Origin of the sequence: Colwellia sp. RSH04 (assembly GCF_003545765.1) — a bacterium.
Lineage (GTDB): Bacteria > Pseudomonadota > Gammaproteobacteria > Enterobacterales > Alteromonadaceae > Colwellia.
This window is the reverse complement of record NZ_QXIO01000004.1, coordinates 138245-157791: the sequence shown is the minus strand read 5'-3', so window position 1 is coordinate 157791 and position 19547 is coordinate 138245. Positions and strand designations below refer to the sequence as shown.

At 37.2% G+C, this 19547-nt stretch carries 20 protein-coding genes and 1 pseudogene; 9 read left to right on the top strand and 12 right to left on the bottom strand.

The window, feature by feature from the left end; translation table 11 throughout:
* The first annotated feature begins 18 nt into the window (after window positions 1-18).
* Window positions 19-732 (top strand): lipoyl protein ligase domain-containing protein, encoded by a 714-nt coding sequence (locus D1094_RS08450; RefSeq protein ID WP_118959662.1) that lies wholly within the window; start codon window positions 19-21, stop codon window positions 730-732.
* A 6-nt stretch (window positions 733-738) separates the two neighbouring features.
* Here the strand turns inward: D1094_RS08450 and D1094_RS08445 are convergent, their stop codons facing one another.
* Window positions 739-1305 (bottom strand): peroxiredoxin family protein, encoded by a 567-nt coding sequence (locus D1094_RS08445; RefSeq protein WP_259337877.1) that lies wholly within the window; start codon window positions 1303-1305, stop codon window positions 739-741.
* Between the two features lie 313 nt (window positions 1306-1618).
* Here D1094_RS08445 and D1094_RS08440 point away from each other — a divergent pair, with 313 nt between their 5' ends.
* The gene (locus D1094_RS08440; protein WP_118959661.1) at window positions 1619-1822 is read left to right on the top strand and encodes a cysteine-rich CWC family protein; all 204 of its coding nucleotides are present in this window, start codon (window positions 1619-1621) and stop codon (window positions 1820-1822) included.
* An 83-nt stretch (window positions 1823-1905) separates the two neighbouring features.
* On the opposite strand, the gene D1094_RS08435 is transcribed toward D1094_RS08440, so the two are convergent.
* The 4 genes from D1094_RS08435 to D1094_RS08420 all read right to left on the bottom strand — a co-directional run bounded on the left by D1094_RS08435 (window position 1906) and on the right by D1094_RS08420 (window position 7338).
* On the bottom strand, window positions 1906-4965 hold the full coding sequence (locus D1094_RS08435; protein ID WP_118959660.1) for a PqiB family protein: 3060 nt from the start codon (window positions 4963-4965) through the stop codon (window positions 1906-1908).
* On the bottom strand, window positions 4965-5603 hold the full coding sequence (locus D1094_RS08430) for a paraquat-inducible protein A (protein ID WP_118959659.1): 639 nt from the start codon (window positions 5601-5603) through the stop codon (window positions 4965-4967). Before D1094_RS08430 ends, D1094_RS08435 begins: the two co-directional genes overlap by 1 nt.
* Window positions 5590-6225, bottom strand: a complete 636-nt coding sequence (locus D1094_RS08425) for a paraquat-inducible protein A (RefSeq protein ID WP_118959658.1) — start codon at window positions 6223-6225, stop codon at window positions 5590-5592. Before D1094_RS08425 ends, D1094_RS08430 begins: the two co-directional genes overlap by 14 nt.
* Window positions 6226-6387: 162 nt before the next feature.
* Window positions 6388-7338 (bottom strand): cytochrome c, encoded by a 951-nt coding sequence (locus D1094_RS08420; protein ID WP_118959657.1) that lies wholly within the window; start codon window positions 7336-7338, stop codon window positions 6388-6390.
* A gap of 254 nt (window positions 7339-7592) precedes the next feature.
* Between D1094_RS08420 and yihA the strand changes: the two genes are divergently transcribed.
* Window positions 7593-8240 (top strand): ribosome biogenesis GTP-binding protein YihA/YsxC, encoded by a 648-nt coding sequence (gene yihA / locus D1094_RS08415; protein WP_118959656.1) that lies wholly within the window; start codon window positions 7593-7595, stop codon window positions 8238-8240.
* Between the two features lie 90 nt (window positions 8241-8330).
* On the opposite strand, the gene D1094_RS08410 is transcribed toward yihA, so the two are convergent.
* From D1094_RS08410 to D1094_RS08390, 6 genes are all read right to left on the bottom strand, one after another.
* Window positions 8331-9239, bottom strand: coding sequence for a cation transporter (locus D1094_RS08410; RefSeq protein ID WP_118959655.1), 909 nt, complete (start codon window positions 9237-9239; stop codon window positions 8331-8333).
* Window positions 9236-9400 carry a hypothetical protein gene (locus D1094_RS18615; protein ID WP_182440133.1) on the bottom strand — a complete coding sequence of 55 codons (165 nt, stop codon included), beginning with the start codon at window positions 9398-9400 and terminating at the stop codon, window positions 9236-9238. Before D1094_RS18615 ends, D1094_RS08410 begins: the two co-directional genes overlap by 4 nt.
* Before the next feature lie 470 nt (window positions 9401-9870).
* The gene (locus tag D1094_RS08405) at window positions 9871-10983 is read right to left on the bottom strand and encodes a serine hydrolase (RefSeq protein ID WP_118959654.1); all 1113 of its coding nucleotides are present in this window, start codon (window positions 10981-10983) and stop codon (window positions 9871-9873) included.
* A gap of 458 nt (window positions 10984-11441) precedes the next feature.
* Window positions 11442-11753, bottom strand: a complete 312-nt coding sequence (locus tag D1094_RS08400) for a hypothetical protein (RefSeq protein WP_259337876.1) — start codon at window positions 11751-11753, stop codon at window positions 11442-11444.
* A gap of 226 nt (window positions 11754-11979) precedes the next feature.
* Entirely contained in the window at window positions 11980-12108 is a 129-nt protein-coding gene (locus D1094_RS18865) for a hypothetical protein (RefSeq protein WP_259337875.1), read from the bottom strand.
* A 27-nt stretch (window positions 12109-12135) separates the two neighbouring features.
* Complete coding sequence (locus tag D1094_RS08390; protein WP_259337874.1) at window positions 12136-12702, bottom strand: cytochrome b; 567 nt, start codon at window positions 12700-12702, stop codon at window positions 12136-12138.
* Between the two features lie 128 nt (window positions 12703-12830).
* Here D1094_RS08390 and D1094_RS08385 point away from each other — a divergent pair, with 128 nt between their 5' ends.
* The 6 genes from D1094_RS08385 to arsJ all read left to right on the top strand — a co-directional run bounded on the left by D1094_RS08385 (window position 12831) and on the right by arsJ (window position 19303).
* On the top strand, window positions 12831-13718 hold the full coding sequence (locus D1094_RS08385; RefSeq protein WP_118959652.1) for a LysR family transcriptional regulator: 888 nt from the start codon (window positions 12831-12833) through the stop codon (window positions 13716-13718).
* 254 nt (window positions 13719-13972) lie between these two features.
* Entirely contained in the window at window positions 13973-14947 is a 975-nt protein-coding gene (locus D1094_RS08380) for a helix-turn-helix domain-containing protein (protein ID WP_118959651.1), read from the top strand.
* 252 nt (window positions 14948-15199) lie between these two features.
* The gene (locus D1094_RS08375) at window positions 15200-15961 is read left to right on the top strand and encodes a metalloregulator ArsR/SmtB family transcription factor (protein WP_118959650.1); all 762 of its coding nucleotides are present in this window, start codon (window positions 15200-15202) and stop codon (window positions 15959-15961) included.
* A 32-nt stretch (window positions 15962-15993) separates the two neighbouring features.
* Window positions 15994-17028: an ACR3 family arsenite efflux transporter gene (arsB, locus tag D1094_RS08370; RefSeq protein WP_118959649.1), complete on the top strand. Its 1035-nt coding sequence runs from the start codon at window positions 15994-15996 to the stop codon at window positions 17026-17028.
* A gap of 45 nt (window positions 17029-17073) precedes the next feature.
* Entirely contained in the window at window positions 17074-18081 is a 1008-nt protein-coding gene (locus D1094_RS08365) for an ArsJ-associated glyceraldehyde-3-phosphate dehydrogenase (RefSeq protein WP_118959648.1), read from the top strand.
* 13 nt (window positions 18082-18094) lie between these two features.
* A complete protein-coding gene (arsJ, locus tag D1094_RS08360; RefSeq protein WP_118959647.1) occupies window positions 18095-19303 on the top strand; it encodes an organoarsenical effux MFS transporter ArsJ in 1209 nt (402 codons plus the stop codon).
* On the opposite strand, the pseudogene D1094_RS18860 reads toward arsJ, so the two are convergent.
* Window positions 19280-19491: pseudogene (locus tag D1094_RS18860) on the bottom strand (hypothetical protein). The gene arsJ and the pseudogene D1094_RS18860 sit on opposite strands and share 24 nt — an antisense overlap.
* Window positions 19492-19547: the final 56 nt, after the last annotated feature.

Below are 19547 nucleotides of genomic sequence, written 5' to 3'. Positions count from 1 at the left end.
TTGGCTGCTTAATTAATTATGAACAAACAAAAGCACAAGTTACTCCAGTTTGAAACTAGCTCAGTTGAACATGTTTTTAGTAAAGAAAGTACGTTGCTAAAACAACTACAGCAAGGCGAGCTTGATCAGTGCTTAATGCTTTGGCAAGCCAATGAGCCCACCTTAGTGTTACCCGCAGGTAAAAAATGGCCAGAATCCCTTGAGTTAATTAACACGTTAAAGGAAAGTGGTTGGCAGTTATATGCACGTAAAACAGGTGGCGCGCCTGTACCGCAATGCCAAGGGGTTATTAATTTATCTCATCTTTATCAATGGCACCAAGACAAGCCTTATTCTATTACCCAAGCCTATGAAAACTTATGTGCAGTGTTAAAACGTTTCTTTGCTCAATGGGGAATTGAAGTTCAAGCCCATGCAACCGAACATTCGTATTGTGACGGTGACTATAACCTCAATATTAACGGTAAAAAAGTGGTCGGCACAGCACAACGCGTGGTGTTAAAAAGCGGCGGAGGAAAAATTGTATTGGCGCAAGCTTTTATACTGATTGATGTACTATTTGAGCAGCTCATTCAGCCCGTAAATTTATGTTATCAGCAAGGTGGAAAAACAGAACGTGTTAAGGCTGAAGTGCACACGTCATTATTTGAGCATACAAGTGAAAGGCCAACGATTAATGCGTTGTACCAATCACTTATTAAGGCATTTGTTGATAGCGAATTATATCAATAAGTTAGATTACAAATGCTGTGCTAATTTAGTTGCTAATACTTCAAAATTAACTCGTTGTTTATAACCTTGGTAAAAATACTTATCTAGCACTTTGCCTTGGTTATCGATAATCACAATACCGGGGTAAGGTATGCCGTAGTTGGCTTCCCCTTTCTGGTATTGCTTGTTTCGTATTTTATAGGCATTAATCGTTTTTACATCTTGGTCTGACAATAGTGTGAACGGCAATTGTTGCTCGTTAGAAAAATTTTTCAATATCATCGTGTCATCATAAGAAATTGCTGCAACACCAAAGCCTAATTCATTTAATTTTGTATAGGACTCTTTCAACTCAACTAAGTGACGCTTACAAAATGGACACCAATCGGCTGATCTAAAAAAAACCAAAATCAATCCTTTCTCTTTTGATAAAGACTGAATGGTTTGTCTGCTACCCTGTTCATCAATAACAGAGATTTTAGGTGCGTTTTCACCGACTTCAGGCCCTATATCAATAGCTATTTTTTCGCTGGCATGACATTGAGCAAACACAGCGAGTAACAGTATTGCTGTAACGATAAGCATTTTTTTCATAAATAATCTCTTTTCGATTGATAAATAACCTCAGTTCGGGATAATAAATAGCTCCCTAGCAGCTATTTTTCCTTACTTCTGTGTTAAATTCATAAACAATAGAATAACTATTCTTAATGAATTTGCCTTGAATTAAGAAAAACTATCAAGCTAGTGAGTAGCTATAACCGCAAGTATCACAACTTCAAACTGTTAACTTATCTCTTAACCCGAGCTGAGGTTAAATAACCTCGTAAGCAAAGACCTTTTGGCGTAAGATAATCTTTCACCAGTTAATGTTTATTTACATGATTTGCGGATTTAAGGAAATGCATTGGTAGAATCAGACGAAAATATTTGCCCACTTTGTCATAAAGATAATTCGTGTCGTGTTGTTGCAATAAATGATTGTTGGTGTAAATCGTTATCTGTACCTGAAGGGCTCATTAAGCAATTGCCTGATAACATCAAAAATACCCGCTGTATTTGTAAAGCATGCGTAGAGCAATATCTTAATCAACAAACGCTAGAGATATAAAAACTTAACAACCTAACGTCACTGGCTATAAATCTTTAATATGCAAAGTAGCCATAAATAGCTAAACCGTCACCTTCAGCGATTTATGGCTTTAACGAAATCTCGGTTTGCCATTCAAGCCAATCACTATCAACCTCTTGATGCAAAATAAATTGTTGCGGTAATTCTGCTTGTTGCTCTGAATCATCTTGCTCAGGTGTGGCAAAGGCAATACCACCCGCAATGAGGGTTTCAACAGACTCTGAATCAATGTTAATACCTGAAAAAATACCGGCTTCAATATTAATACCACTAGTATTCCAGAATTGGCTGTTAGGTTTAACTAACGGGGCATAGCGTTTTGCAATATTGATAAAAACATTCACGCTATTGGCGTTTTCTGATAAATCAATCCCTATAACCTCACCAACTTTTATTTGTCGATAAAGCACAGGATTACCAACCCTAACTGAGCCAAGTCGATGAGTACTTAATGTTATGTTTAGACCATAAGGCAGCTCTGTTACTGTCGGCGGAAGTGCAAGTGCGGTAAAGTTGAGTTCAGAAGTGTCTGGTGAACTCTTTGGAGCAGGTAATAAGGCAATGAAAGCGCCATCAAGTAAATTTACGAGGTTTTTCGAGCCAACTAAACCAATTTCAGGCTCAACTTTCCAGAATTTAGCGCCTTGTTTTGCGTATTGGCTACCGAAATCATTTAACATCACTAATGCTTCTACGCCTACTTTGTCATCATTAAATATTAAACGTTCGATGAAACCCATCTCTTGTTCTTGATAGATAACCTTAGTATTCTTCTTTAAGCCTGCAATGTCGTTAAAGTGAATTTTTATTGCAAGACCAGCACCTTGAGCTTGTTCATAATGATCAAATAATGAAAAACTATCGAGTTCATTAACTTTAACATCAGGGTTTAACGTTGAGACAGGATTATAAAAGCTTATTCCACCACGTAAAATTGCATCGAGAGATTCTGTTTTCACAACAAAATCACCTAAACCACCACTTAAGGTTATGCCACTAGCATTATAAAAGCGGGTATTGGCTGAAATAAGGTCGGTATGTTCGTCGTCTATCGTAATATTAACTTGAATCTTGTCTGTCGCTTTATCTAACTCAACATTGTCTACTTGACCAACAATTACGCCACGATAACTTACCGCACTTCCCGGTGTAGCTACATTGGCAGAGTCAGTCAACAAGGTCAGTTGTAAACCGTCAGCACTTGGATGTTTTGCAGGTGGTTTGTTAAGTAAAGTAAAGCTATGTTGGCTTTCGCCTTTTCCTATATTAAATGTTATGTAGTTACCTGCAAATAATGCCTGAGTATCGGTAGCACCTGACAAACTTAAGTTTGCCTCGGCTAACCAAAACTGTGAGCCAGCTTTAAGAATATGCTCAAACTCAGGTAATAAACCCAAATGCACATGTTTGATGTTGTCGATAACCTCGATTGTTTGCACACTACCCACTTCTTCGCCACGATAAAGCAAACGAGTTTTTGGTTTTATTGCGGTATCAATCTTTGTTTTTAAGGTGAATTTGGCGACTTGTTGCGCCATTTTTATATCATCAAATAATTTATATGAGTGGCCATTTTTAACGGTAACTTGCGTTGTACTTTTGTCGTCATGGTTATCGTCATTAATAAAAGCAATACCGCCAGAAAGAATAGTCTGTAATGACTCCGCAGCAATTTCTACGCCTTGAAGGTTGGCTGTTAACTTAACGCCACTATTATTAAAGAATCGGCTTTTTTGGGTCACATAATGTTCAAATTCTGGCTGAATATGTAGGTAGATTTGATGCTGCTCAGCACCAATAGTTTTAATCGCTTGAACATTGCCAACGACCTGCTGCTTATACAAAATATTACTGCCTACTTGAAGAGAGCTTCTACTGCTCGCCTCTAACATAATGTGTAGACCAGGTTCGTCATATTTAAACGCGGGTTTATTGTTATAAACAATAAACTTGGTTTGCGGGTTGCCTGCTAATGATGGCCTGATGCCTATATAGGTACCAGTAAGCAATGTTTTGGCATTAGAAATACCCGTCAACCCTATTTCAGGTGAAACCAAGTAGAATTGTGAATTATCGGTTAAATAAGGTACCACGCGCGGATTTACTTTAGCTTTGGCAATAATTTTACGTTCAACAGGATCTATTTTGGTAATTGACTCAATTGTGCCAATAGTGAAGCCTTGATAAATAATAGCGGCATTATGATCAATGTTTGAATTCCAAGCTAACGTTAGTTCAATTTCATGGCCTACTTCAGCAGATTGAAAATCTGGGTGTAATGTAAATACTTCACCATTTTTCGCTGCTTGACCTTCATCTTGATAACTCAACGTATCAACGGCAATACCACCAGCAATAATTGAAGCAATAGAGTCAGTATTGATTTTTAAACCCGTACTCAGTGATGCGGTAACTTGAACCCCACTGGTATTCCAAAATAGTGAGTTTTCTTTAACGAGGTGTGCATGTATTTGTTCAATGAACACATTAATATTAATTTTTTTCGCCTGTTCATCGTAACGATAACCCGTAACATAGCCTATAGGTAGCTGTTTAAAGGTGATGGGGGAATTTTCACTCACAGAGCCTAATACGTCAGTTTGTAAGGTTAAGTGTAAACCAGGGCTAGACATATCTAATGCGGGCGCTTCATTTAGTGCAATGAAATGCTCTTGGCTATCAGCCCCTTCTTCAGTATCAGGAAGAATATTAATATAGCTACCTGAAATGAGTGTATCTAAGCCTGAAACACCTTGAAGTGATATGTCAGCACTAACTAACCAGAAAAGCGTATTATCTGTGAGGTAATCAGTGAACTTTGGTGACATTTCAACTTCAGCGATCACATGTTGTAAATCATCTGACGGAATAACTTTAGTCACCATGCCAGTTACCAAGCCTTTGTAACGCACTTCGGTTTTTTTCGGCACAATTCCTGAGCCATTTTCAAACTCAATCGTAATGAAAGTGCCTTGTTCTGAAATTACCTTAAAGGCTAACCAGCCACCAAAAATAAGGGCGATAAATGGCACAAACCAAACAATAGAAATACCTTGTCGAGGGACAATTTCTGCAGAATTGAATGATTTAGTTTTAGGCTGTTGAGATTCTTCGCTTGTCATTATATTCCTTTGCTTTCGGCATGCCTATTTTGTTGTTTTAGCTTTTTGTCCCATAACAGCCTAGGATCAAAACTATTTGCTGCGATCATGGTGAAAATTACGGTCATGGTAAAATAGTTAATTGCAGGGCCTGCAGCTACAGACGTTACAAAGCCTAACTCTACCACAGCAACCAGTAATGCAACCACGAATACATCAAGCATAGACCACGGACCTAAGAACTCTAACATGTAGTAAATTTTGCTATGCTTAGTTGGTTTTAGGCGTACACCTGTATGCACTTTATAAACTAACACAAAAAGGCCAATAATTTTAATTAACGGCACAATAATACTGGCAGTAAATATTATCACTGCAATTGGATATAACCCTTGGTCGATAAATTGCCCTATGCCCGACAAAATTGTTGACTCATCGCCAATGCCTAGTGAATAAATAATCATAATGGGATAGAGGTTAGCGGGAATAAATGCCAGCAAGGCAGCTATATTCCACGCTAAGGTATATTGCAAACTATTGCGATTTCGTTGATAAAACCAACCATGACAGCGAACACATTGCATAGGCTCGGTATGCATAGTGTTGACCTTATGACATTTAGGGCATAAACCTAAACCTAACTCTTTAGCTGTCTTCATGAGTAAACTCTTGCTCTAAGGTTTCCCATATGTAGTCTTGATCTAGGGTGATAGAAGCCATGGTGGTGCAAATGAGCCAGAGAATTAATGACAGCAATCCCAAATTAACAGAGAGCTCAGTATCATCTATTAATTTATACATAGAGACAATGATACCCAGCATAAATACATTAAGCATCGCCCAGTGACCTAAGTGATGATAAGCACGAAAAAAAGTAAGCATTGATGAGCTTAACCGTTGATACTTAAAGCTAATAGCAATATAAAAAGCACCAAACAAGCGCACAATAGGTACTGCAATAGCAAACAAAAAGACAAGAGTGGCTATCATAAAAAAACCACGGTCTATTAACACAAGAATACAGTCAAGAAGCGAAGCATTGTGATATTGCTTTGCTAGGGTTACGCCCATAATGGGTAATAAAATGGCGGGAATAAGTAATACAATGCCAGCAATAGACCAATAGAAGCTTCGATTAATTGAATCTACTTTTCGCTCAACTAGCGTACTACCACAACGGTGGCATTTAGCACTTTGTCCTTGCTTTAATTGTGGTTTGTCAAACACTGCATCACAGAGGTGACAAGCAACAATGTCATGATTATTCGATAATTGATTCATTGCAATATAACAACATGTTTCCTGCTTGCTAGCCTACACGCTTTATAGGTTATCACAATAGGCAATTGGTCTAAATTTTGTAAGAAAATAAGGTGTTGAACAAAAAAAGATTAAAAAAAAGCAGCGATAAACGCTGCTTTAGATATTTGTTGTTTTCCGAACCTATTTAAGGCCTGACATGTATTCAGCTAAGGCATCAATTTGAGCATCAGAAAGCTTGATAGCAATGTTACGCATAATGCCGTTGTTATCATTCGCACGAGAACCGTCGCGGAAGCTAGCTAATTGCTTTTTCAAATAATCTTTGCTTTGCGCAGCGACAGCAGGGAAAGCGGCTTGCTTCATGCCTTTACCTTTAACGCCATGACAAGCGATACAGGCAGTAACGCCTTTCGCTGCATCACCACCAAAGTATAATTTATGGCCTTCAGCATTCGTTTCACCTGAACCTGGTGTAGCAGATTGAACAGCGAAGTATGCACCTAAATCGTTCATGTCTTCTTCAGATAAACCAGCAACCATGCCAGCCATTACTGGGTCAACACGTAAACCTGATTTAAAATCTGCTAACTGCTTAGCAATGTAACTTGCACTTTGACCAGCAATACTTGGGTACATTGGTACAGCGCTGTTTCCGTCAACACCGTGACAAGCAACACACATTGCAGATTTTGATTGACCTGCTTTAATATCGCCATTGTAGATGGCAGCTGCTGGAGAAGAAGTAACAACATCTGCAGTACCTGCACTAGCTGTTGCTGTAGGTGCATCTGTTGAAGCACTTTCTGCTGGGGCTTCTTCACCTGCCATTGGTAACGAAGAATAATATGCCGCTAAATCAGCCATATCCTGCTCAGATAAATTGGCAGCCATAGGCGCCATCATCATGTCTGTACGAGCGCCTGATTTAAAATCCTTCAATTGTTTAATAATATAAGCGTCTTTTTGACCAGCGATATTTGGGTAAATGCCCATAGCACTAATACCTGCAGGACCATGACAGGCACCACAAGCTGCTGCTTTAGTTTTACCTGCGGCGGCATCGCCTTGTGCTGCTTGAGCAGCATTCATTAAACCGAATGCTAAAATAAGCGAAAAGATAATTTTTTTCATTGAGTTGCTCTCTGCTTGTCAATAATTACATAACGTGTGGACAATTATATCGCTATCTAATTAAAAAATGATAAAAAAGTAGTTCAAACCTGACGGCATTTTACACTAATCTGGTCAATGTGTAACAGTAGCAGCAAAAAAAATACCTCAAAAGAGGCATAATTTTACTGAGAATGTCAGTTGATGAAGAAAAAATAAGAAAAATGCCTTAAAAAAGTTATAATACATTTTTTAATTTTAATCGAGAACGTCCTTTGTCTTCTTCAGCTATTCATCTAAGCAAAGCAACATTTACCATCAGTGCCCCAGACATTCGCCGTTTGCCTGAAGACTCAGGTATTGAAGTGGCTTTTGCGGGTCGTTCAAATGCTGGGAAATCAAGCGCGCTAAATACACTTACCAACCAAAAAAGCTTGGCAAGAACAAGTAAAACCCCTGGACGTACGCAATTAATCAACGTGTTTGAAATTGCAGAGAACAAACGTTTAGTTGATTTACCTGGTTATGGCTTTGCTAAAGTGCCATTAGAAATGAAGAAAAAATGGCAAAAAGCGTTGGGTGAGTATTTAGAAAAGCGAGAAAGCTTAAAAGGTTTGGTTGTTCTTATGGATATAAGACACCCGTTAAAAGATCTCGATTTAGATTTAATTGAATGGGCAGCTGATAGCGATTTACCCGTACTCTGCTTATTAACCAAAGCCGATAAGCTATCGCAAGGTAAATGTAGCTCCGAAGTATTAAAAGTGAAAAAAGCCTTAGCGTCCTTAAAAGCCGATATAAAAGTACAGGCCTTTTCATCACTAAAACGAACAGGGGCTGATCAAGCAAATAACGTTATTTGTCATTGGTTTACTCAAGAAGACGAACTATCGTTGGCTGAGCCAAGCATAGAAGAAGAGTAGCATTCTAGGGCGTGTTGATCTTTGTTTAATCATTCAGCCTTAGCCCTAAGGGCAATGTTTTTTTGCACTAGCGGCTTTAGTATTCACGCCCTAAGCTAAAATAATTTCTAATGTAATATTAGGGTAGCGTTCACTTAATGCAGATTTTATTTGCGTTTGCATCGCGGTTATTTCACTCGCCTTTATACTCTCTAAGTATTGGCTTTGAATATAAACAGCCACTAAATAACTACTCCCTGTTTTTGAAATAAAGCTATCTTTTAGTAAGTCACTTTGTTTGAAATGCGAAGATAATACCTCTTCTATTTGGCGTTTTTCTTCTTGGTTCTGTAGTGTTCCTCCTGCTAATTCTACAAAGGAATCACGCACCAAGAGAAAGGGTTCTTTGCTGAGTAATATCGCTAATATACTAACAATGATAGCATCGCCAATATAATGTAAAAAGCCAAAACCACCCTCAATAGCAGTAAAGCCAATCGCATATAGCGCAACACCTAACGCGAGTGACATAGCACCATCTATTTTTGCGCCTGTATATTCTGCGCGTAATATGGCGCTTGCAAAGTTAATTTTTTTATTTTGCTTATGACAATAAAAGCCTAAAAATGCACAAAGTAACACCATAACAACGGTATACACTAAAACGACGTCTGTGTTTAATGGTATTAAAGGGTCACCTTGTAAATAATGAAGTATTGCTGAAAGGTTAGTTATGAGCGCAGTAAGTAATACCCCTATTATCATAATACCTTTTGATAACGAGAACAGTGCTTCATAGACATATTGGCCGTAAGGAAACACTTTAGTTCGCTTAGCTTTTATCGCCGCGATGCGTATGGCAACTAAGGTAACGATAAAAGCAATAAATGAATAATTGCCGTCTAATAAAATAGCTTGTGAATTGGTGTAATAAAAAGCTAACCATCCACTAATTGCCATGACCATATTTAATAGGGCGGTAACGACTAAAGCGTTGCGTTCGGCGTTATTGTGATTCATGTTTTTAGCTCTCGAATAGTTGTTAAACTCGCGTTACCCGTAATTGCCTGTAGCCTATTTAACTGCATACCTGAAATAACAAAGAAACAGGGCAATAAACGTAATACTAACCACAGTACACGAACAGCCCAAGCAAGAAAATCACCAATATGTAATTTCATAGTATTGGCTATATATTTTGAGCAATCGGTAGCATGGCTAACTCAAAAAAATTCAGAGTAACTTAAACGAAGAGGGATTTTAGGCATAAAAAAGCCGATAACATTATCTTTAATAAAAAGAAGGATATCGGCGTATTAGCTATGGGGAAGCTAGAATATAAAAAATTATTACAATAAGTGTTCGCTTAAGAACAAAACGAGTATAGAGTAAGAACTCTACATTTGTAAAGCTTTTTAAAGTAGTTACTCTATTTTTATTGATCTGAATCAATAGCTAAAAATAGATAGTGTGTGGATCGTCACAAATAATAAGAAATGTGTCACATAATGAGATAATTTAACCTTTAAGTTACACCTTAGTTTATTTTTGTAAGTCGTTAATGATCCAATAAGGTCAGCAAAGATACGAAAGCTGACGTTAAAAGTAGACATAAGTAATGTCTCTTAAGAGCGATAAGCAGATATTTTTGCTATGACTTTTTATTCAGAAGTATAGGAAAGATATGTTCCTTAGAGAGCTTTTGATGGCTTCTATTTTCATATTTATCAAGATAGCTGTTTAGTAATATTATTATAGAGATATCTAAATCAGGTAAATATTGTGCAAGAGCTGTATAACCAAAGTCGGTACTGCCTCCCGCGTAATAACTTAAAGTTCCCCAAGATGAAAAGTGTCTAATATTACCAAGCATCCACTTTTTATTTGCTTGCTGAAGCATCAAATTTTCAGGTTTATTTAAGGGTAAATTTCCATTCAATATTGCGGTAAACCAAATTGCTAAATCATTCGCTGAAGAAACCATTCCACCTTGACCAACTAATGCCCAAGTCAGACCTTTTTCAAATGTTGTCTGACCATTATCAGAGCCGCCGTAACCTTTGGCAATATTAGAATAGTTAATTTTTTTATCACTATAGAAGCCTGTGTTGTTTAACTTTAGTGGTTTAATAAGGTTTTTGTGAACATAGGTTTGGAAGTTCATATTAGCTATTTTTTCAACAATTGCAGCCAAAAGAGTATATGCAGCATTGGAGTATTTAACTGTCTTCCCTTGCTTTCCTATCATTGAAAGATCAAAGATTTTATCAATAGCTTCTGCTTTGCTCATAACGTCAAAATCTGTTTGATTGTGAAAGTTATCAATTCCTGAACTATGGGAAAGTAGGCTTTTTATAGTTAATGCTTTTTTGTCGCTGGGGGAATCAGGGAAAATGTCAGCTAACTTAGTTTCGAGTGTCAATTTACCCTCTGAAACTAACTTTAATATAGCGCCGGCAGTGAATGTTTTTGCTATAGAACCAATATCCGATACCGTATCTTCAGTGTTTTTTATCTTAGAGGCCCTATTTGCAAAGCCATAAGAGTGACTAAATATTTCCTGATCTCTGGATAAAAGTATTATTGTACCGTCAAAGTTATTTTTATTGTGTAATTGATTTAACTCATCTGAAAGCTCTTTTACCAAATATTGATAGGATTTTGATTTTGACAAATTGGCTTTATATGTGTTGGCTAGTGCATTTGTACAGTTCGCTAGGGTGAAAAAACTAAAGGATAAACTGATTAAATATTTTAAGTACAATTGCCGTTACCTCTATGTAATTGGTCTGTTAATGTTCGAGACTATATTAAATTAACTAATTGATAAATGTATTAGATGTAAGAAGTTTTAACAGTCCGTTATTGGCACTAAGTAATCATTCAAGACATTGCTTTGGATTTTTAAATTTCTTATTTTTTGTGATGTTTTTTATAATTTTCTCACGACATTTGACATAAAAATTTCAATTGATTTATCACAATCTAGCTACATCCTAGAAAACCCTGCTCAATAATTCTCGAGATTGGTGACGATCCACATGTGTAGATATTCTTCTTTATAAGTGTTGATTATTGTTTAGATTCAAATGTAGTTGGTTGAAGTAATTGTGTCATATGGAATTTGAGCAGAATAATTTTCGGTGGACATAATAGAAAGTCTCTTTCTTACGGCTTACTCTCTCAAGAAAGAGACTTTTTTAAACTATTATTATTCAAGCATTAATACTGTTTTAACCATAAGATACCAACAGAGTTTAAGGTGTATTTTGCCACTTTATTTTTTACTAGAGGCATCTCATCTAGTATCTTTTTAGCTTCTTTATCTGTTTGCGCTTTAAGAAAAAACATAACTCTCGCTACATCGCCTTTGTGCACAACCTGATGCGACTTTTTAGTGTCAAGGTAGACATTTTCTACTATACCGCCTGTCCATAACTCAAGCAGCTTGGCTCCTTGTAGGTTTATTGTATCGTTGAAAAGTTCGGAATCGTTTGTATCGATGATCCATGAAACGGCATAAGTATTTCTCATATTTATTTCTTCAGCATTCACTTTAGAAACAGAAAAGAAACAAAGTAGTATTATTGAACAAGTTAATAATTTTTTTATCATAGTAAATCTCTCAGGTTAATTTTTAATATAAATGATGGAATTCAAATCTAAAAATATGTTATTCGTCGGTTGTAAACTTAGTCATAGGCGATCCTTTTATTTTTGGTATTAAGTGAGTTGTATACTTGTTAAGCGCTATCAAAAATTATTTGTCCCACCACTCATTTTGAATTTGAGCAAGTGCATAACTTTTTCGATGTTGCATTCTTAAGTAATAATCTGATACTTCTGCAGATGTCTCTTTATCAAACCATTTGCTGTAATCGAAGGCCAAAGGTTAGCTTTGCTCTATTGTGTGATTCTATTTACGCGGCTTTATTGGCAGCATACGTGGTAGAACATCAGCCTCAGGTTCATCTAGCAAACGATGCTTTAATGCTCCTGCAATATGGGCAAATAAGGCAGCGATAAGTGTGTACACTACTATGACATGAGCTTGTTTAGCCAAAAGTGCTAATTCTGGTTTTTTAGCAAACATAGTAGGTAATTCTACTAAGCCAAATAAACTAACAGGGTAGCCAAATAAATTTGTCATGGCGTAGCCAGTAAAAGGGATTGCCAACATTAAAAGATATAACGAGCCTGTAACTGTTTTTGATAATAACTTTTCCCAAGTTGCCAAGACATTTGGTAGTTTTGGTGACTGATTAACCCGACTCCATATCACACGTACCATTGCAAATAGCATGAAGATAACCCCAAAAGATTTATGCATGCCTGCGAGTTGCATCTTGCTTGGATCTGTTTTATCTAATCCTGCCATGTAAGTGCCCACTGCTATTAGTACAATGACCATTATTGCCATTCCCCAGTGCAAAAATTTAGCGAATAAGCCATAACCTTGTTCTTGCATATTTTTAGTATTCATATTTCACCTTTTCACATTTATTACTGGCTATTACTGCCTTGTGTAATCATTAAGATGTAGCTTATTGTATTTTTAGGTGTTGATATATATGCTAGTTGTCAACTTATTGTTCACTCACAGGTGCTAATGTGAATATTTTAACGCTGATGGAAACCTTCTCGGTTGTTGTTGATGCTGGAAGTTTTACGGCAGCAGCAGATAAGCTTGGGCTTTCCAAATCGTTTATTAGTAAACAAATTTCTATGCTGGAGGACGATTTAGGAGCGCGTTTACTTTATCGCACTACGCGTAAATTGAGTTTGTCTGATGAAGGAAGTCAATTCTATAAACACTGTAAGATTATTATGGCGGAAGCTGAAAATGCCCGTGCTGAAGTTATCGACAGTCAAGGATCACCAAGAGGAAAAATTCGTATAACAATACCTCAAAGCCTTATCATTTCAGGCTTTGGGCAATTGCTAATAGAGTTTCAACTGCAATACCCCGAAATAGAGTTCGAAGTTATCGCGAGTGGCCGTATAGTAGATTTAATTGAAGAGGGCATAGATATTGCGATAAGAGTTGGGCAGCTGGAAGACTCAAGCTTAATATCTCGTCGATTAGCAGACTGTACATTTCAGGTTGTGGCTTCTCCTGAGTATATAAAAAAACATGGTCTACCTTCACAACCAGCAGATTTAATGGAACATAACTGTTTAATTTATGGTGATTCAAAGTTAAACAAAGGCTGGCCTTTTCGCTCTCCTAGCGGTGAGTTAATTACTGTAAAAGCAAAAGGGAGTTTAACAAGTAATGACGGAGGATTAATTGTTGATGGTATGCTTAATGGGTTAGGAATAGGTTTTGGGCCGAGCTTTTTATTTGAAAAATGTATTAAAGAGGGGCGGTTACACTTATTACTCAGTGATTACTATCAACCAACCACTGCTATTTCAGCTTTATATCCGCTAAATCGAAACTTGTCTCGAAGAATTAGAATATTAATTGATTATTTATCTGAACGGTTATCCACCTAGTGTCCTTTTATTATAACGTGCTAATTTCATCCATAACTTTTAGTGATAAATTACATTTCTGTGGTTTTTTAAATTAATCGATCGCATCATGTTTTTATCTGGCCTTACTTGCCCGCACTTAAATAAACCGTTAAATTCACTAATAAAATTCAAATCGCAACCGCTGGTTGACAAATTAACAACTGGGCTTGCTGGTTTGCAACTAGCTGTTTTTCTATGCTAAACGCTCAACATTGAATGAAAAAGAGAACACTATGATATTAGCAGAAAAAATTATCCAATTAAGAAAACAGTGTGGTTGGTCGCAAGAAGAATTAGCTGAAAAAATGAATATTTCAAGGCAGTCTGTATCGAAATGGGAAAGTACTAACAGTATTCCCGATTTAAATAAAATTATTAAACTTGCAGAAATTTTTGATGTTTCGACAGACTTTCTACTAAAAGATGAATACGAAATTTCAGACACAGTGCTGGAAAACAAAGCACCAAGTGCAATGCAAATTACTTTAGAGCAAGCGCTAAAGTACGTTGACAGCAAAATGGAGATAGCTAACTTAGTTACGAAGGGCGTAATGCTTTGTGTTTGTTCAGTTATTCCACTCTTTTTCTTTTTGGCGATGGCGGAAACTAATCGCATGGGTATTACCGACGATTTTGCTGCTGCAATGGGTGTTGTCGGCATATTAGTTTTGGTTTGTTGGGCAGTGAGCTTTTTTATCAGAACCAATCAATATGAACATGATATTAGCTCGATAGATAATGAACCTTTCGAGTTGGCATATGGCGTTCATAGTGTTTTTACCGAAAAATTACAGAAATTCAGAGCAAGCTATAACCTGAAACTCTCAGTGAGTATTTTCTTATTTATTATTAGTTTTGTTCCTTTAATGCTTGTTAGTGTTTTTTCAGGAGGATCTGACATGGTAATGATGATGCTAGTCGTACTGATGCTTTTAATAGCGATAGGGTTATTTATTTTAATACCTGTGTCAGCGAGATACGATGCATATAATCACATTATTACCGACCAAAGTGATAATGAAAAAAGTAAACGTGCAAAAAGAGCTGAAAAACTTGCCGCTTTTTACTGGCCACTATTAACAGCAATATTTCTTGGCTGGAGCTTATGGACGATGAACTGGGGCGTTACCTGGATAGTTTGGCCTGTAGGAGCTGTGCTTTTTGCCGCGCTATTAGGGCTAATGGAACTATTTGAGAAAGAAGAGTAATTAAATTATGTATTTACATGACGTGAGTTTTAACATGCTCACGTCATAAACCGTATATAAGTTTTTATTCTGCATTCCTTTGTTGTGCTAGCACATGCACATAAACATGTCTCGAACACTATTTGAAATCATGACAGGCCTACAGTAAACCTCTCCTTTGCCTACTAATATGTATTTTAGAATTTTTCTGATGTTGTATATAACAAAATTGTTATATACAATTGCATTCATAAATAGCTGAGGCTCTGTTGAATGAAAGTTCTTTTTTTATGCACCGAAAATTCTGCTCGCTCAATTATGGCAGAAGCTTTATTGCGCCATCATAGTCAGGGAAGCATTGAAGTACATAGTGCTGGATCTCACCCTAAAGGCATTGATGAAAATACGCTTAAGGCGATTGAGCATTTTGGCTTATCAGTAAGCGGCTTAGTTTGCCAAAATGTTGATGATTACATTGGGCAACATTTTGATTTTGTTATTACTTTATGTGATGAAGCGGCACTTGAATGTGAAAAGCGTATTCAGGGAAGCAACTGTTTAGCGTGGAACTTTGCCGAGCCTCGAACAAGAAATGAGATAAACCCATTTGAAAAAACACTCCATGAAATCAATGAATCGATTAAGCATTTCCTAAATGAACATCAGCAATATTTACCTACTAGCTTAACGCCTACTCTTTTTTATAAAGCATTGGCAGACGATATTCGCTTAAAAACACTATTACTAATTTCTGTTGAAAAAGAGTTGTGTGTTTGTGAGTTAATGGCCGCATTGGCTGAAGAAAGCCAGCCCAAAGTCTCTCGTCATTTAGCGCAATTAAGAAAAACAGGCTTGCTTGCCGTAAGAAAAAAACAGCAATGGGTTTATTACTTTTTAAACCCGACGTTACCAACGTGGATGAAGAATATTATTACCTCAACAGTGGTTAATGACCCTATTTTTGTTGAGAAAGAGTTAACACGGCTAAACGAGATGGGTGAGCGTCCAAATCGCGTTGCTCGTATATGTCAGTAATAAAGCAAAGGTTGTAAGGAAAAAGGTTAAGCATGGGAATATTTGAACGTTACTTATCTGTTTGGGTTGGGCTTTGTATTATTGGTGGTGTGCTTTTAGGGAGTTTGTTTCCTGAAGCATTCATGTACATTGCCTCTTTAGAGTTTGCTCATGTCAATATTGTTGTTGCGGTATTCATTTGGGTGATGATTTTCCCAATGATGGTACAAATCGATTTTTCGTCGCTTAAAGAAGTCGGTAAAAATCCAAAAGGGTTAGCGTTGACCTTAGTAGTGAACTGGCTAATAAAACCGTTTTCTATGGCATTGCTCGGCTGGTTGTTTTTTGAAGGACTCTTTGCGGGTTTGGTCTCTTTAGAAACAGCGCAAGAATATATAGCAGGGATGATATTACTTGGTGTTGCACCTTGTACAGCCATGGTATTTGTTTGGTCGCAGTTAACTAAAGGTGATGCAAATTATACCTTAGTGCAAGTATCGGTGAATGACGTGATTATGATTTTTGCTTTCGCACCTATTGCAGGGTTATTGCTAGGCGTTACAAATATTCATGTGCCTTGGAACACGCTGTTCTTATCGGTAGTTTTATATGTTGTTTTACCGCTAATTGCAGGCGCTTTGACACGCAATGTACTAAATAAATCGGCAAAAAATGAATTAGCTATTAGCGAGTTTTTAGCGAAATTGAAACCTTTCTCTGTTGTCGGGCTACTTGCAACAGTAATACTACTCTTTGCTTTTCAAGCGAATACTATTTTAGATGAACCTAAAAATATTGTCTTAATAGCGATACCGTTAATGATTCAAACTTATGGTATTTTCTTTATGAGTTACTTCGCGGCATTAAAGCTAAAACTTAAATTTAATATTGCTGCGCCCGCTTGTTTAATTGGTACGTCTAATTTCTTTGAACTGGCTGTGGCAGTAGCAATTTCACTATTTGGTTTACACTCAGGGGCAGCATTAGCAACTGTAGTTGGTGTGTTGGTTGAAGTACCGGTTATGTTATCGCTAGTGGCATTTGCTAATAAAACACAACATTGGTTTAACCAAACTGAAAGCAATTAATAAAAGCACACATCATTGATAAATTAATAATTTAAAGGCAGAAAAATGACAATTAAAGTAGGAATAAATGGCTTTGGCCGTATGGGGCGTTTAACACTTCGTGCTGCTTTTGCTTCGCAAGATATAGAGTTTGTACACATCAATGATCCTGCAGGTAATGCAGAAACATTAGCCCACTTACTTAAGTACGATTCAGTGCATGGTATATGGGCTCATGATGTAAACCATGATGAAAATAATATTATTATCAATGATCAAACGATTAAGGTGACACAAAACACCGATATTGCCGATTCTGACTGGTCAGCTTGTGATGTTGTAATTGAAGCCTCAGGCAAAATGAAGCAAAAAGTTATCTTGCAACAGTATTTAGCGCAAGGCGTTAAAAAGGTAGTTGTTACAGCGCCGGTAAAAGAAGAAGGCGTGCTTAATATTGTTATGGGCGTTAATGATGAATTATACCAAGCTGAGCTGCATAATATTGTAACGGCGGCTTCTTGTACTACTAATTGCTTAGCGCCTGTTGTAAAAGTATTGCAAGAAAATATTGGCATTAAGCACGGTTCAATGACCACGATTCATGATATTACCAATACTCAAACTATTCTTGATGCACCCCACAAAGATTTACGACGCGCTCGAGCATGTGGTATGAGCCTTATACCGACCACGACAGGTTCGGCAACGGCTATTACCCATATTTTTCCCGAACTAAAAGGTAAGTTAAACGGTCATGCGGTGCGCGTGCCTTTAGCTAATGCATCAATTACCGATTGTGTTTTTGAACTAGAAAAACCAACCACAGCAGTTGAAATTAATGCGCTGATGAAAAACGCTGCTGAAGGTGAATTAAAAGATATATTAGGTTATGAAGAAAAACCGTTGGTGTCGATAGATTATAAAACGGACCCGCGATCAAGCATTATTGATGCATTATCAACTATGGTGGTTAACGGTACACAGGTTAAGCTTTACGTTTGGTACGACAATGAATGGGGCTATGCGAATAGAACCGCTGAATTAACGCTAAAAGTCGCACGTTCAATTGGCTAGCGTTTAACTTAATATGACATTATTTAGTAACCTATCTCATGAAGTAAAGCAGTACCTAATTGTTACCGGTAATTATTGGGCATTTACGCTAACTGACGGTGCTTTGCGTATGTTAGTGGTGCTGTATTTCCATCAACTTGGATACAGCCCTCTAAGCATTGCTATGTTGTTCTTGTTTTATGAGTTTTTTGGCGTAGTAACTAACCTTATTGGAGGTTGGCTAGGTGCTCGAATAGGTTTAAATCGCACCATGAATATTGGCCTTGGTATTCAAGTAATGGCCTTATTAATGTTGGCTATGCCAAGTGAATGGTTATCGGTAGTATACGTTATGATAGCCCAAGCGCTGTCGGGTATTGCCAAAGATTTAAATAAAATGAGTGCCAAAAGCGCGATAAAAATGCTGGTTAAGCAGGGTGAAGAAAGCACTTTATTTAAATGGGTGGCGATTTTAACGGGTTCTAAAAACACCTTAAAGGGTATTGGCTTTTTCTTAGGTGGCTTATTACTGACGACTGTTGGCTTTAAAGGCGCAATGCTACTTATGGCAAGCATTTTAAGTTTAGTTTGGTTGTATAGTTTATTTGCGTTACAAGGTGAATTAGGCCAAGCGAAAAACAAAGCTAAATTTTCAGATATTTTCTCCAAAAGTAAAGCGATAAATACCCTGTCTGCTGCACGATTATTTCTTTTTGCTGCAAGAGATGTGTGGTTTGTTGTCGCTTTACCTGTTTATTTATCTCAACAATTTCATTGGGATCATTGGTGGGTGGGTAGCTTTATTGCTCTTTGGATTATTGGTTACGGTATGGTGCAAACGTTTGCGCCACGTTTACTTCAAAGTCAAAAACGAGCTATTACAGCGAATATGGCGGCATCTTGGGCGTTTGCTTTAGTGCTCATACCTTTATGTATTGCGATAGCGATATATGCCAACTGGTTTACGTTACCTGTTCTTGTTATTGGCTTGTTATGTTTTGGTGTGGTTTTTGCGATTAACTCCTCTTTACACAGCTATTTGATTGTCAGTTTAGCTGATGCTGATGGAGTTTCATTAGATGTTGGCTTTTACTACATGGCAAATGCAATGGGCAGGTTATTAGGTACAGTGTTATCTGGTTGGGTGTATCAACAGTATGGATTAACTATGTGCCTAGTGATTTCCTCAGGCTTTATCGCCATAGCAGGGTTAATCTCTTTAAAGCTTCCTAGGGGCTGTTGATCTTTCGGGGTTGTTTTTGCAGCTTTTTGTTGGATATTTGTACAAGGCAGAGCCTTTGTCATGGGTTATTCCACATAAAAAGGCGATAACGCCGTAAAAATAACCAACAAACGCTGTCCGAAGGATTCGGCTAAAAGCATTTTACGCTTTGTTGAGTAGTATTTGCTTAGAATGACTAAACTACACACTACTCGCCGAGAATAAAACGCTTTTAGCTCGAACAAAATTTAATCGCGAAAGATCA

Bases quoted from the DNA above. Each gene is read 5' to 3' on its own strand.
- D1094_RS08400 (WP_259337876.1), bottom strand. From the start codon at position 11,753: ATGAGAAATACTTATGCCGTTTCATGGATCATCGATACAAACGATTCC.
- D1094_RS08380 (WP_118959651.1), top strand. From the start codon at position 13,973: ATGATATTAGCAGAAAAAATTATCCAATTAAGAAAACAGTGTGGTTGG.
- D1094_RS08435 (WP_118959660.1), bottom strand. From the start codon at position 4,965: ATGACAAGCGAAGAATCTCAACAGCCTAAAACTAAATCATTCAATTCT.
- D1094_RS08375 (WP_118959650.1), top strand. From the start codon at position 15,200: ATGAAAGTTCTTTTTTTATGCACCGAAAATTCTGCTCGCTCAATTATG.
- D1094_RS18615 (WP_182440133.1), bottom strand. From the start codon at position 9,400: ATGAAATTACATATTGGTGATTTTCTTGCTTGGGCTGTTCGTGTACTG.
- D1094_RS08450 (WP_118959662.1), top strand. From the start codon at position 19: ATGAACAAACAAAAGCACAAGTTACTCCAGTTTGAAACTAGCTCAGTT.
- D1094_RS08390 (WP_259337874.1), bottom strand. From the start codon at position 12,702: ATGAATACTAAAAATATGCAAGAACAAGGTTATGGCTTATTCGCTAAA.
- D1094_RS08410 (WP_118959655.1), bottom strand. From the start codon at position 9,239: ATGAATCACAATAACGCCGAACGCAACGCTTTAGTCGTTACCGCCCTA.
- D1094_RS08420 (WP_118959657.1), bottom strand. From the start codon at position 7,338: ATGAAAAAAATTATCTTTTCGCTTATTTTAGCATTCGGTTTAATGAAT.
- arsJ (WP_118959647.1), top strand. From the start codon at position 18,095: ATGACATTATTTAGTAACCTATCTCATGAAGTAAAGCAGTACCTAATT.
- D1094_RS08445 (WP_259337877.1), bottom strand. From the start codon at position 1,305: ATGAAAAAAATGCTTATCGTTACAGCAATACTGTTACTCGCTGTGTTT.
- D1094_RS08365 (WP_118959648.1), top strand. From the start codon at position 17,074: ATGACAATTAAAGTAGGAATAAATGGCTTTGGCCGTATGGGGCGTTTA.
- D1094_RS08425 (WP_118959658.1), bottom strand. From the start codon at position 6,225: ATGAATCAATTATCGAATAATCATGACATTGTTGCTTGTCACCTCTGT.
- arsB (WP_118959649.1), top strand. From the start codon at position 15,994: ATGGGAATATTTGAACGTTACTTATCTGTTTGGGTTGGGCTTTGTATT.
- D1094_RS08430 (WP_118959659.1), bottom strand. From the start codon at position 5,603: ATGAAGACAGCTAAAGAGTTAGGTTTAGGTTTATGCCCTAAATGTCAT.